Annotated in this window: 10 protein-coding genes and 1 pseudogene; 1 reads left to right on the top strand and 10 read right to left on the bottom strand. The window is 62.9% G+C overall.

Annotated features, from left to right (window positions below; genetic code table 11):
- Complete coding sequence (locus tag V5B40_RS06465) at positions 1-3,159, top strand: efflux RND transporter permease subunit (protein WP_332353757.1); 3,159 nt, start codon at positions 1-3, stop codon at positions 3,157-3,159.
- 388 nt (positions 3,160-3,547) lie between these two features.
- On the opposite strand, the pseudogene V5B40_RS06460 reads toward V5B40_RS06465, so the two are convergent.
- From V5B40_RS06460 to V5B40_RS06415, 10 genes and pseudogenes are all read right to left on the bottom strand, one after another.
- A pseudogene (locus V5B40_RS06460) lies at positions 3,548-3,853 on the bottom strand (Tn3 family transposase); the annotation flags it as partial.
- The gene (locus V5B40_RS06455) at positions 3,844-5,094 is read right to left on the bottom strand and encodes a cation:proton antiporter (RefSeq protein ID WP_332353756.1); all 1,251 of its coding nucleotides are present in this window, start codon (positions 5,092-5,094) and stop codon (positions 3,844-3,846) included. The pseudogene V5B40_RS06460 and the gene V5B40_RS06455, both read right to left, overlap by 10 nt.
- A 3-nt stretch (positions 5,095-5,097) precedes the next feature.
- Positions 5,098-5,331 carry a DUF2933 domain-containing protein gene (locus V5B40_RS06450; protein ID WP_332353755.1) on the bottom strand — a complete coding sequence of 78 codons (234 nt, stop codon included), beginning with the start codon at positions 5,329-5,331 and terminating at the stop codon, positions 5,098-5,100.
- Between the two features lie 614 nt (positions 5,332-5,945).
- On the bottom strand, positions 5,946-7,154 hold the full coding sequence (locus tag V5B40_RS06445) for an MFS transporter (protein ID WP_332353754.1): 1,209 nt from the start codon (positions 7,152-7,154) through the stop codon (positions 5,946-5,948).
- A gap of 54 nt (positions 7,155-7,208) precedes the next feature.
- Positions 7,209-7,790: a carboxymuconolactone decarboxylase family protein gene (locus tag V5B40_RS06440; RefSeq protein ID WP_291984738.1), complete on the bottom strand. Its 582-nt coding sequence runs from the start codon at positions 7,788-7,790 to the stop codon at positions 7,209-7,211.
- A gap of 117 nt (positions 7,791-7,907) precedes the next feature.
- Positions 7,908-8,387, bottom strand: a complete 480-nt coding sequence (locus V5B40_RS06435; protein WP_291984740.1) for a cupredoxin domain-containing protein — start codon at positions 8,385-8,387, stop codon at positions 7,908-7,910.
- 72 nt (positions 8,388-8,459) lie between these two features.
- Positions 8,460-9,605, bottom strand: a complete 1,146-nt coding sequence (locus V5B40_RS06430; RefSeq protein ID WP_291984742.1) for a copper resistance protein B — start codon at positions 9,603-9,605, stop codon at positions 8,460-8,462.
- A gap of 26 nt (positions 9,606-9,631) precedes the next feature.
- Positions 9,632-11,437 carry a copper resistance system multicopper oxidase gene (locus V5B40_RS06425; RefSeq protein WP_332353753.1) on the bottom strand — a complete coding sequence of 602 codons (1,806 nt, stop codon included), beginning with the start codon at positions 11,435-11,437 and terminating at the stop codon, positions 9,632-9,634.
- 21 nt (positions 11,438-11,458) lie between these two features.
- The gene (locus V5B40_RS06420; RefSeq protein ID WP_332353752.1) at positions 11,459-13,009 is read right to left on the bottom strand and encodes a transposase; all 1,551 of its coding nucleotides are present in this window, start codon (positions 13,007-13,009) and stop codon (positions 11,459-11,461) included.
- Positions 13,010-13,414: 405 nt separating this feature from the next.
- Positions 13,415-13,852 carry a c-type cytochrome gene (locus tag V5B40_RS06415; protein ID WP_291984746.1) on the bottom strand — a complete coding sequence of 146 codons (438 nt, stop codon included), beginning with the start codon at positions 13,850-13,852 and terminating at the stop codon, positions 13,415-13,417.
- Positions 13,853-13,903 lie beyond the last annotated feature (51 nt).

The following is a 13,903-nucleotide window of genomic DNA, read 5'->3' as shown; positions in this document are numbered from 1 at the left end:
ATGCTCGATCGGCTGATTGAATGGTCGGCGCGCAACGTCTTCCTGGTGCTGCTGGCTACTCTGGCGGTGGTCGCCGGTGGCATCTACGCAGTCAAGAAAACGCCGCTCGACGCCTTGCCGGATCTTTCCGACGTGCAGGTGATCGTGTTCACCCCATACGCCGGGCAGGCGCCGAAGGTGGTCGAAGACCATGTCACCTATCCGCTGACCACCGCCATGCTGGCCGTACCGAAGGCCAAGGTGGTGCGCGGCTTCTCGATGTTCGGCGCTTCCTACGTCTATGTGATCTTCGAGGACGGCACTGATATCTACTGGGCGCGCTCGCGGGTGCTGGAATACCTGAGCTCGGTGCAGGGCAAGCTGCCACAAGGCGTCGCACCGCAAATCGGACCGGACGCCACCGGCGTCGGCTGGGTGTTCCAGTATGCGCTGACGGGCAAGGATCAATCGCTCGCCGATCTGCGCAGCGTGCAGGACTGGTACGTCCGCTACCAGCTGACCAAGGCGGGTGGCGTCGCCGAAGTGGCCAGCGTCGGCGGCTTCGTCAAGGAGTATCAGGTCACCGTCGATCCCCACCGGCTGGCCACTTATGGGGTTTCGCTGGCGCGCCTGTCGCAGGTGATCCGCGAATCGAACCGCGATGTCGGCGGTCGGGTGGTGGAGCTCGCCGAGAAGGAATACATGGTGCGCGGGCTCGGCTACCTTAAGGGCGTTGGCGATATCGAGACGCTGGTACTCAAGAGCGATGGTGGAACGCCGGTACTGGTGCGCGACGTTGCACGCGTCGAGATCGTCCCGGCCGGTCGGCGCGGGATTACCGAATTGAACGGCGAGGGCGAAGTCGTTTCGGGGATCGTCATGGCCCGCTTCGGCCAGAACGCGCTCGACGTGATCGCCAACGTCAAGGCCAAGATCGAGGAGCTGCTACCGGGCTTGCCGGAAGGGACCGAGATCGTTCCGGTCTATGACCGTTCAACCCTGATCGAGCGTGCCATCGACAACCTGAAATGGACCTTGCTCGAAGAAAGCCTGATCGTCGGCGCGGTCTGCGTGATCTTCCTGATGCACGTGCGCAGCGCGCTGGTCGCCATCCTGACGCTGCCGATCGGCATCCTGATCGCCTTCATCGCCATGCGCAGCATGGACATGGGTTCGAACATCATGAGTCTGGGCGGTATCGCCATCGCCATCGGCGCGATGGTCGATGCAGCCATCGTGATGATCGAAAACGCTCACAAGCGGCTCGAACATCTGCCGCCGCACGCGACGCGGCACGATCGCGCGGCGACGATGATCCGTGCCTGCAAGGAAGTGGGGCCGGCGCTCTTCTATTCGCTGCTGATCATCACCGTCTCCTTCCTGCCGGTGTTCACCCTCGAAGGCCAGGAAGGGCGGTTGTTCAGTCCGCTGGCCTTCACCAAGACCTTTGCCATGGCCGGTGCGGCAGTCCTCTCGGTGACGCTGGTGCCGGTGCTGATGATGTTCTTCATCCGCGGGCGGATCATGCCGGAGCAGAAGAACCCGGTGAACCGATTCCTGATCTGGGTCTATCGGCCAATCATCCTGTGGGTGATGCGCAACAAGATCGTCACCCTGGTGCTGGCCGGGGTGGTGATGGCGGTCACCGTCGTACCAGCCAGCCGCATTGGTTCGGAGTTCATGCCGACGCTCAACGAGGGCTCGCTGTTCTACATGCCGGCCTCGCTGCCGGGGATGTCGGTGACCGAGGCCGCGCGCCTGCTGCAGACCACCAACCGGGTGATCAAGACCTTCCCCGAGGTCGAGTCGGTCTATGGCAAGGCCGGCCGCGCCGCCAGCGCCACCGATCCGGCGCCGATCGAGATGTTCGAGACGGTAATCAATCTCAAGCCCGAGAAGGAGTGGCGTGCGGGCATGAATGTCGACAAGCTGATCGCCGAGATGGACGCCGCGCTCAAGTTTCCGGGTCTGGCGAATTCCTGGACGATGCCGATCAAGGCGCGCATCGACATGCTGTCCACCGGCATTCGCACCCCGGTCGGCGTCAAGGTCTTCGGCAAGGAACTGGCGGTGATCGAGAAGGTGGCCCGCGAGATCGAACAGGCGGTGAAGGAGGTGCCGGGCACCTCGAGCGCCTACGCCGAGCGGGTCACCGGTGGCTATTACCTGGACATCACGCCGAAACGCGAGCAGCTCGCACGCTACGGCATTACGGTCGGCGACTTCCAGCAGGTGATCAGCAGCGCGCTCGGTGGCGCGACGGTGACCACTGCCGTCGAAGGGCTGGAACGCTACAACATCACCGTGCGCTATCCGCGCGCCCTGCGTGACGACCCGCAGCGCATCGCCAACGAGGTCTTCGTGCCAAGCAGCGCCGGGATGATCCCGCTCGGGCAACTGGCGAGCGTCGAACTGCGCAACGGGCCACCGGGCATCAAGACCGAAAACGCCCTGCTCGCCGCCTACGTCTTCGTCGATATCCGCGATCGTGACGTCGGATCCTACGTCAAGGATGCCCAGAAAGCGGTCGCCGACAAGGTCACCTTCCCGCCCGGCTACTACGCCACCTGGTCGGGCCAATTCGAGTACATGGAGCGCGCCAAGGCCAAGCTGGCACTCGTCGTGCCGCTGACGCTGGCGATCATCTTCGTGCTCCTTTATCTCAACTTCCGCCGCCTGACCGAAACGCTGATCGTCATGCTCTCGGTGCCTTTCGCGCTGGTCGGCGGCATCTGGCTGATGTGGTGGCTGGGCTACAACATGAGCGTCGCAGTGGCCGTCGGCTTCATCGCCCTGGCCGGTGTCGCTGCCGAAACCGGCGTCGTGATGCTGATCTACCTCGACCAGTCGTGGCAGGAGATCACCGGCAAGCGCCGCGCCGAAGGCGCCGATCCCACCGCCGCCGACCTCTATCACGCGATCATGGAAGGTGCCGTCGAACGCGTGCGACCGAAGATGATGACCGTGGTGGCGATCATGGCCGGCCTGCTGCCGATCATGTGGTCGAGCGGCACCGGCTCGGAAGTGATGAGTCGCATCGCTGCACCGATGGTCGGCGGCATGGTCTCGTCGACGGTGCTGACGCTGTGCGTCATCCCGGCGCTGTATGCGCTGGTCAAGCAGTGGCAGTTGCGCCGTGAGTTGGCGAAGGCGGCGCAACTGCCACTGAATGAAGCTTGATCAGCGCGGCCGCACGCGCGGGCAGGCGCCGGGCGTCGCGCAACACGAGCGTGAACGGGGTTCGGGGCGCTCTATATCAGCGAACCGATTTAAGGGTTAATCAATCGGCCGCTAGTCGCTGCCCAATGCCGAAAAGTCCCCCTTGACGTTGAAGTTGGCTTCAAGGTCCATCCTGAGATCGTGACGCGCTCACTGCATTTGCAGCGTGCCCAACATTCTCGACATGAAAAGAGCCTGGAAATGACTGCCCGATCCTGGCCGCCTTGGTACGGGTCGATGACGACATACAGCGGACGTCATGAAGATCGAGCATTCCACACACCATGTTGCGAACGCTGTGCGATGGCCTTGGTCGGTCTACATGCGATCGCTGCCACGGTCAGGTTGAATGCTCCAAGGCTCGCGGCAAAAGATGCGCTAGCAACCGCTCGTCGATGTTCTTACCCGAGCCTCGTAGCGCCTGGGCTGCTCGTTCCGGGCAGGCTGTGTTCCACAAAATGATGGCGGCCACCAGCAGGTTGAGGCCGCTGGCACGGTAGCGCTGGTTCTCGAAGCTGCGGTCACGGATTTCGCGGAGCCGGTTCAGGAACACCGCTCGCGCCAAGGCGTTCTTCACTTCTCCCTTGGTCAGCTCGATCTGTACCCACCGGCGCAACTCGACTTTCTGCATCCAGTCGAGCTCAATCACTCTCCTGGCGCCACCTTGAGGTGTCGTCGCGCATAGATCGCCTTCAGCGCGAAGGGCGGGAGCGCTGTGGTAAGCGCGATCACGATTAGCAAAGCCGCGTACGCTTCGGTATTCAGGAGGCCGTTAGCCAGACCCACCTGCGTAAAGATGAGCCCGACCTCGCCGCGCGGCACCATGGCGAGTCCGATTACCGCTTGGCGCATTCGGTTCTCACGGATGCAATAGCCGGCAAGGCACTTCCCGACTATCGCGATCACCAGCAAGGTCGACGCCAGTTTCCACACGAACGCAGAACCCCAGTCGACTGTGCGCAAATCCAAGGACACACCCACCATGACGAAGAAGACCGGCGTGAACACCCGGATCAGGGGGCGGATCTGGTCCTCCAAATGTTCTGAGAGGTGCGGTGCGGCGTCCATGGCGCGATTGATGGCGGCAGAAAACGGAATGCGCAGGTGCTGCGCCACGCGCAGTCGAAAGCGCTGCCCCATGGCGATACCAACGGCGAATCCGCCCAAGATCAGTGGCGCCCCGGCCAGATGCGCCAAGTAGCTGAACAGCATGATCAGGCAAACCACCATGGTCACGAGTAGTCCGGGCGACGCGCTCCTTCGGTCGTAATGATCGATCACATAGGCGACTAGCTTGGCCGTCACCGGGGCGAGGGCGACGAACATGAATATGTACAGGCTTACCTGGCCTACCGAGGTTGGCGTAACCTCCCCGATGATCGCAAACTGATACAGGAATGCCAGCGCGAGCACGCCCAGGATGTCGTCCAGCACCGCCGCACCGATGATGATCTGCGCTTCGTCCGAAGAGCCTTGCCGCAGGTCCGCCAGTACCCGCACCGTAATGCCGATACTCGTCGCGGTGAGGGTGCCACCGATGAACAGGCTGGCCATGAGGGGTAGCTCGAAACCGTACCAGCTGACGCCCGCTCCGAAGGCGAAGGGGAGCACAAATCCCGTGATGGCGACGAACACCGGCTTCGTGCCGGTGCGGGCGAGCCGGTAGACGTCGGTATTCATGCCCACCTCGAACAGCAGCAGGATGATGCCGATTTCGGCCAGGATCTCCAGGGGCGCGCTGGAAGAGACCCAACCCAGTAGCGACGGCCCCAGGATCAGTCCGGCCGCTAATTCGCCGATGACCGCGGGAATACCCAGCCGGCTCGCGGTTTCACCTAGTAGCCGGGCACCGAGCAACACCAAGGCAAGCGCGAGGAAGAAATCGTGCAGTTCCATAGATCACCCGCCCTTGGGTCCGACCGCCATTAGGGCGGACGCTCGCTGAGCAACTGACATCGCTCCAAAGAAGAATGCGCTTGCATGCAGCATATCAGCGACGCACCGACTCACGAAAGGATCATCGTTGTCATCCTTGCCGTGCTCCTCGTGCCCCCTTTTATGCCCGAACAGATGTTTGCCGACGAAAACGGTCAAGATCAGAACGAAAAACCAGTTTTGCGATAGCCATTCCATTTGAGCCTCCTCATCCGCCTTGGGCGTGATTGACTACCAACGACGCCGCGGAGCGCCTCAAACGCCTCGGTCACGCAGCCCCTCTGCTTGAAGGACAAGGGAGCTGCCAAAGACAGGCGCCGGTCTCGCCTATCGACCGAGCGGAAGCCGTCTTCGATTCCCAGGAACATCGCGGAGTTTTCGCGTGAGTGCACTTCTGTCCGCACACCGCATCCATCATCGACTCACCCATGTGCCCTGTCTCGAAGCCGCCAAGAGCCCGTTCGACTGGCTGACAACTAGCTTGCACCCCGACATCTGACGAGCCTGTGACGCCTGCATTACAACGGTGTAAGTGGCCAAACGTGCACGTTCCGACGAGGTGCTCACCGATCCGCCCGGTCATGACTCCTCGCCAGGTCGTCGCAGCACAAGGTCGGGGACGAACCCCCGCTGGCGGCTAGAAGTCAGGATCTAGTAGATGGCGACGCTGTCGGTTGCGAACTCGTGCACGACTTGTAGGCGGGCAACCCACTCCACGCCGAGCTGGATGTTGCTCACCCAGTCGAGTTAGCCGTTGGGAAGAAAGGTGCCGGTTGAAGAACTCGGTCCATACGGGTTTCTTCCAGCCCTCCTCAATTGAGGCGCGCCGCGCCGGCGCGAACGGGCGCACCAATCCACGCCGCTCCGCCAGCAAGCCCGACGGCAAGCACCCACAGCCCGTTCGCATCGAACGTTGCGTACAGAGCCCCGCCAGCAAACGACCCCAAGCCCTGACCCAGGCTACCGGCGCCGGTGAGCGCACCCAGAAGCGTCCCACTCGCACCTGCATCATTCAAAGTCGCGAGATAAGCGATAGCCGGTTGAAGAAAGGCTCCGCCGGCTCCGACCAGGACGACTGCGAGCGCCGCGCCGGCAAGCGACCCCGCTTGCCCGAGGAGTGCCATACCGGCTGCCAAAACGAGAAAACCCGCTGCGAGAAACGGACCGCGCGCCACCCGGTGCAGAATCGGGACGAGGAACAAGCCGGTCTGGACGGCGAGCATGACCACCATGCACAGTGCGAGCAGGGCACCGAGGGCAGGTGGATTGAGTGACAGCGCCGTCGGATTGAGAACCGGCAGCACGGCCTCGAATGCGCCGAGGCCGAACAGCACAAGGAAACTCGCGAACAAGGCTGGCGACGCCTGGCGCCAGACGATCCGGTGAGCGCGTCGCGCTGGATCCGCAGCGTAGGCGGCTCCTGTCCAGACACCTCCCAGAGCAACGCTCACGGCGACGCACAGTGCAAATACGGCGGCGGTCGCAGTCGGCAGAACGAGTATGGTCGATGTCATCTCGCTCACGTCCCCCATACGCTGCATTGCGGCATAGACGAGTGCGCTTACGGCAGGGCCTGCAAGCAGGCCGAGCAGCGTCGCCATCGATGCGCTGGCAAAGAGCCGCGCGCGGACAGGACGGTCCGGCACGTTTCCGATCGAAGTGTTTACGACCGGCAATACCGCGCCGCCCGCCACCCCGGCCAGCACGCGCCAGCTGTATGCGCTGGTGAGTGAGCCAGCCATGGCAAAGGCGATGAGCGCAGCGGCGTAGCCGCACATCCCGAATACCAGGAGGCCACGACCGCCGATTCGGTCCGACACGGCGCCCCAGAGAGGCGCCGTCGCAAACAGTCCGAGCATGTAGCTACCCAGCAGCGCAGCAGTATGCCAAGCCACGGCAGCGGGCGTAGCGACGCCGGCCATGTCGTTGAGCATCGTCGGCAATAGTGGGAGGATCACTCCGTAGCCAAGTGCAATGGCGAAGTTCGCGCCAGCGAGCACCCAGAAATCACGCCGGGTCATCTCGCGCCCTGGTCGCGGCGGGTGATAACCTCTTCAAGGAAGCGCGGCGCACGGTCAAAGATGGGTCTGGTTGACCAGTCTCACCACCTTCGCCCCCGCCGTGCAAAACCCCTGGGGTTCAACGCCAAGTGCCGCATTGAATTTACTCGACATGTTCTGGAACGCCACGAGCGCGGTCAGCTCGATGATTGCATCATCGTTGAAATGTGCGCGCAGGCGAGCGAAGTGTTTCGCTGTCGTCTGCCGGTCAGACCACGTCATCGCCTCGGCATAGGCGAGCGCAGCTTTTTCTTGCTCAGAGAACTTCGTGCTGTCCTCGTAAACCGGGAGCTCGGCAAGCTTCCCCGAATCCACGCCGCGTTTCAGCACGGTCGCAGAATTGATATCGACGCAGAAGGCACACCAATTGATCTGTGACACTCGCACGGTCACCAGGGATCGCAAGGCGGGCGCCAACGGCGATGCCCGCCGATCGAGCGCGCCATAGAGCGTGGCGAGCGCAGCGAAAACCTTGGGTGTGCGGCCCCACAGCTTTGCCGGCTCGAGCACCGAGCCATAGCGACGGCGCTGGTTGCAGAAGAACAGCCTGACGTACCAGGGAAATGGATGGCCCTTGGATGTGTCAACGAAAGCCATACAGTTTTCTCCAGATGTCGGCCGAGGAAAACTCGAATCATTCCGGCGACATTGATATCGGTAGATTGTGAGACATCGGCTCGACGCCTTGGTGCGACGTGGCGCAATGCCCGGCGATTACTTGCTCACCATCACCTTCCCGGCCATGCCCGCTTCCAGATGACCCGGAACCAGGCAAGCGAAATCGACACTGCCCGGCTGGTCAAATTTCCAGACCAGACCACCGCGCTGGCCCGGTTTCAGGGTGATCATGTTGGGCTCGTCGTGCTGCATGCCGGGCATGTTTCGCATCATCTCGGCGTGCTCCTTGAGCTCTGTCATCGACCCGATCACCATCTCATGCGGTACCTTGCCAGTGTTACGGATGAAGAAGCGAATCGTCTCGCCCGCCTTGACGGTGATCGCGTCCGGAACGAAGCGCATCGAGTCGTTCATTTTGATTTCGACGGTACGTGTGACGTCCGCCGCCTTCCCGGGCGTGCCGACCGCACTCGCTTGTTGATCGCCGTGCATGGCGTGACCGCCCTGGTGATTGCCCGCCGCTGTTGCCAGCGCGGGTAGAGCGCTCAATAGAAGAAGAATGATTGGGGTTTTCATGGTCAATAGTTTCTTTCGTTGTTGTCGTTAATGGCAATGATCGGGAGGGTCAAGAGCCGGTCGTTGTTTTCATCAAAACCAGAAGCGCAGGCCGGCGACCCACAGGGTTTCGCTTCGCGGGTTACCCTCAGCTTTGGCCAGGTCGGCGGTCTGGCCGAACTTTCTGGCCCATTCGACGCCCACATAGGGCGCGAACTGGCGGTTAACCTCGTAGCGCAGGCGCAGGCCGGCCACGGCGTCGGACAGGCCGCTGCCGATTCCGCGGGCCTCGTCACTCTTGCCGTACAGATTGGCTTCGAGGCGCGGTTGGAGCACCAGGCGCTGCGTGAGCAGCAATTCGTACTCGGCGCTCAGGCGCAGTGCCGTGCGCCCTTCTTCGCCGACGTAGCCGGTCAGGTCCAGCTCGAACCAGTAGGGAGCGAGCCCTTGCACGCCGAAGGCGGCCCAGGTCCGGTCGGGTCCTTCGCCTGAATCGAAGCGCACACCGAGCTGCGTGTCCCAGTAGCTGGCGATGGCGTGTCCCCAGAGAATTTCGGTGCGCGCGTCCTCCAGCCTGCCGCCGGCATACTCGCCTTCCGCCTTGAGTACCAGGCGATCGTAGGTGCGGCCGAACCATGCCTGCCCCTCGTAGGAAGTGGCATTGCCATCGCGGCCGTAGGCGCGCTCCAGGCGGTCGAAGAGCACGCTGCCGAAGCTGTGTTCATCGGCGAGGCGCAGGCGCTCCGGTCCCGGGAGTGCATATTTTCCCGTGTCGAGCGTGTAGCCGTCCGAGTAGGCGTTCGGGTCACGGGCGTCGGCGGGCGCGCTGCCGCCCTGCATGTTCATATCACCATGGTCCATGCCCGACATATCACCGGCAGCCGGTGTCGTCGTCTTCTTCATGCTGCCGTCGGCATCGGGCTTGGCGCCAGATTTCATCGCTTCGTGGTTCATTTCGGACATCGGCATCGCCGGTGCCGCGGCGGAACCGGATCCACCGTGCGTTTTCATGTCGCCGTGGTCCATACCGGCCATGCCACTCCCCGCGTCAGGCATGGCGCCAGACCCCATGGTTCCGTGATTCATTCCGGGCATTGGTATGGCTGGTGAGGCGACGGGCGCCGGTGACGGCGCGCCATGATGTCCCGCGTGTTCGTCCGCCGCCGGCGCTGATTGTGCCCATGCGGTGGCTGCGCCCGACAAGGCGAGGCCCAGGGCCAGCGCGCTGAATTGCTGCATCGTCTTCTCCCTTCTGATTGAAGCGCTCATGTCACCACCACCTCGCGGAACATGCCCGCGTCCATGTGGAACAGGAGGTGGCAGTGCCAGGCCCAGCGGCCGAGCGCGTCGGCGGTCACCAGGAAGCTCAAGCGCTGTGCGGGCTGCACTGGAATCGTGTGCCGGCGGGCCTGGAACTGCCCGTCTGGTGTCTCGAGTTCGCTCCACATGCCGTGCAGGTGCATCGGGTGGGTCATCATCGTGTCGTTGTGCAGGATCACCCGCAGGCGTTCGCCGTAGTTGAAATGCACCGGAGTGGATTGGCCGAACTCGAGCCCATCGACTGACCAGGCGTAGCGCTCCATGTTGCCGGTCAGATGCAGCTCGATCTCGCGCTCGGCCCCGCGCGGGTCCATCGGGCCGCCGATGGTCGACAGGTCGGCGAGCGTCAGAACCTTGCGGCCGTTGTTGCGCAGGCCGATGCCCGGGTCGTCGAGATTGGTACGCGGCATGTCCACGCGCATGTCGGTGCTCGGGCCATACTCGGTGCGGGCGTGGCGAACAATCTGACTGGCCGTCGCCAACCCGCCCATCGCCATGCCGTGCTGGCTGTGATCCATGGCCATTGCACTGTGGTTCATTCCTGCCATGGCGCCATGATCCATACCATCCATGCTGCCAGCGCTCATCCCGCCGCCCATCGCGCCCATCATGTCGGCCATCGTCAGCCACTCAGCAGGGTCGAGTTCGGGCACTGCCGCGCTCACGCCTTCGCGCATGGCCAGCGTCCCGCGGGCATAGCCGGTGCGATCCATCGATTGTGCGAAAATGGTGTAGGCCTCGTCCTTCGGCTCGACGATTGCGTCGTAGGTTTCACCCGGGCCGAAGCGGAACTCGTCCACGCTCACCGGCTCGATATCGACGCCGTCCGCCTGCACTACGGTCATCTTGAGACCCGGGATGCGCACGTCGTAGAAAGTGTTGCCGGCACCATTGACGAAGCGCAGGCGCACCCGCTCGCCGGGGCGGAACAGGCCGGTCCAGTTGCCGGCCGGCGTGGTGCCGTTCATCAGGTAGGTGAGCGTCGCCGCCGACAGGTCGGCCAGGTCAGTCGGACTCATGCGCATTTCGTTCCACATCTTGCGCTTGCCAACCGCCGCCTGCAGGCCCTCGCGCGAGGCATCGCGGAAGAACTCGACCGCCGTCGGCTGATGGTAGTTGTAGTAGTCGCTCTGGCTCTTCAGCTTGGCGAACACCTGCATCGGGTCCTGATCGGTCCAGTCGGACAACTGCACCACGAGGTCGCGATCGGCGCGGATCCGTTCGCCATCACGCGGCTCGACGATGATCGTGCCGTACATACCGGTAATCTCCTGCATGCCGGAATGCGAGTGGTACCAGTAGGTGCCGCTCTGCTCGATCTGGAAACGGTAGGTGAAAGTTTCGCCGGGCGCGATACCGGCGAAACTGATACCGGGCACGCCGTCCATCTGATAGGGCAGGATGATTCCATGCCAGTGGATCGACGTCGCCACAGGCAGGCGATTGGTGACCCGGATGGTGACCTCATCGCCCTCGCGCAGGTACAGTGTGGGCGCGGGGATCGAGCCGTTGATGGTTGTCGCCAGGCGTGGCGTACCGGTGAAGTTCACCGCGATTTCGGCGACGACCAGGTCGATGTTGGCCCCCGACAGCACCGGCGCCGTGGCTGTCGAGCCCTGGCCGGCAGCCGCCAGCGCGCTGCCAATGAAAGACGGCAGTCCGGCCAGCACGCCACCTGCCGCAAGACCCTGAACAAATCGCCGCCGTGGCGGGTGTGGAACGGCAAGCGAAAAAGGTAAACGATTCCTCATCTTTCAACCTAAAAACCGCAGTTAGCCGACCCCATTTGCATGATCCGACAGCAAATGGCGGGTTGGCGGAGGACCGATGGCGGCGAGGGTGAGCTTGAGATGATTGCAACACAACTGCCAGACCGATGTGACATTGAACTGCTCCGCAGCTTCGGTCACCCAGGCGTGAAGCTGGGCGGAGATGTGCATCAGCACCTGCCGGGCTTTGCCAAAGTGGGCATGCAGGCCGGTCAGCGTGATCGTGATCTGGCCGGCATGCTCGGTACGGCGCCCGACCGAGGACATCAACCACGGCCGACTGGTCATGGCCTCGCGTCGCGCTTCGGGACTGGCCAAGCGAACAAATAGACTCCACCAGTTGTAGATCAGTGCCACGGCACGTGCCGACAGTTGACAGCGATGCAGGTCGTGGGTGGTGAAGCCGCCCCAGCCCCACTGGTTCTTCAACTCGTCGAAGGTGTTCTCCGCATCGGCCCGGTCGCGGTAGAGCTGGCCAAGCGAGAGCACTTCATGATCAAGATTGGTCACCAACACAGCATACTCGTAGCCGGTGATGCGCTTGCCGGCCTTGCGATCGGCTTCGATGAATCCCAACAGCTGTTGGCCATTGTCTTCCTGGGCAACGAGCATCTCGCCCTGCAGGGGGCGGCGCAGGACCACCACACGCCGCCTGTCCTCCCAACCGGTCAGCGCCAGCGTGCTGTCCATGCCTTCCCAGCCCTGACCGGCGTCGGTCCAGCCCGAGACCCGGAACAGGCGTTCGATGTGGCGCTTGACGTTCTTGGACAGGCGCAATTTGAACAGATACGGCTGGCTACGTTGTTCGAGCGCGCGCATGATTGCATCCGAGCCGAAGCCGCAATCCCCACGTACCATCTTCGGCCTGCGCTCGGCGGGCAACTCATCGAGAAGCTTCAGCAGCCCGGACAGCGTGTGGCTGCCCGAGTGCTCATTTCCGGCCTTGACCTCGACGCCCATCACCAGCCGCAGCCCAGCCATCAGGTAGGTGTGGTAACTGTGCGAAGGACGACCCGGTTTGTGCGGATTGTAGGACACCACCGCGCCTTCCTGCTTGCCGTACAGCGGCTTGATCGTGGTGTCGATGTCAAGAATCCACGGCGCATCAAGCAGCGGCGCTGTGCTCTCGCGCAGATGCGCATCGAGCCAGGCCATTCCTTCGGGTTCGCCAATGGCCACCAACGCCCGGCGCAACGCATCCTCGCTGATCACCTTGTTCATTCCCAGCAGACCGGGATTGACCCCGTCACACCGAATGGTCGTCACATGCGAGTAGCGCCGATGACCCGACAGGATCGACAGCATCCAGGTGCCCAGCACGTCGGCCTTGCTCGGCGCGTTCGGGCTGGTGTAGGACAGCGGGCAGCGTTCCTGCCAGCCCGACCACAATCCGGTCAGCGTCAGAAACTCGATGAAGTAGGCCAGTTGCCCCATCGGCGTAGCTGCGCTGTCCGCCTCCCAGCGCACCTGCACACGCCCGCCCGCCGTCTGCACTCCAGCGCACGACATCTGCATTTCATCAGCCTTCGAGCGCTTCAATTTCGACTCACCCATCAGGTGACTCCCTCGATTAACGTCAAACCCATAGCCTGCCAGCACTTACGCAATCTTGCACGCCGCGAACTGAGATTTCTAGGTTCAATGGTCTCCAAGCGGGAATGGTGTAGCGGTGCAGCGTGGTGGGATGGCTCATTCGGCAGCCGAGAAAACTGCCCGGGAGCGATCGAGGCTGCCTAGAGCTTAGCGAAGCGGTGCTGTCGCGAAGATGGCCACACCATTACAAGGCTGTCAGTTCTTCCCGCACAGTCAGTCGGCGCTCCCGGCGTCACCTCGCAGCCGGGAGCCACCATTGCGTACCTCTGGCCGGTACACGTCGGCTAACAAGACACTGCCGCCGCAAACCGCGGGTACGAGTTGCGGACGCATCCGGCGTCGCCGGACCAACGACCGCGGGTGGCCCTATTGAATACCTGCCTTGCGCTGTTCAAGCCGCACATAGGCAGTGATCTGCGCAACGTCGTCCGGGGTCAGGCCGGGAACCGGCGCCATGTCGCCGAACTTCCAGTGATGCGCGCGCGAGCCGTTCTTCACCGCCAACTGGAAAGAGGCGTCGCCGTGATGCGAAGGTTCGTAGATCTTGCTCAGCATCGGCGGCCCCTTGTCGCTGCCTTGAAGATTGGCGCCATGGCAGGAAGCGCAGCTTTTCTCGAACAGGGCTTTGCCCGCTGCCGGATTGGGCATCAGTCCAGGGCTCGGCTGCGGCACCTGAATGCTTTGCGCTGCGACGGGCAGGCTGATTGCTGCGGCGACGATCACCAGCGCAAGTAGACAAAGTCGCAGGTGGGTATTGCGATGGCTATCGGAAATCGTCAGGGATTGATTGAATGACTGCTTCACTTATGCTTTTCCTCCATGGTCGTGATGGCTGCCAGCCCCCGGCGGTGGTGC

It is taken from the genome of Candidatus Accumulibacter meliphilus (assembly GCF_036625345.1).
In the GTDB taxonomy this organism is placed as follows: domain Bacteria; phylum Pseudomonadota; class Gammaproteobacteria; order Burkholderiales; family Rhodocyclaceae; genus Accumulibacter; species Accumulibacter meliphilus.
Note: the sequence above shows the minus strand (reverse complement) of the source record. Positions and strands in the feature narration are given on the sequence as shown.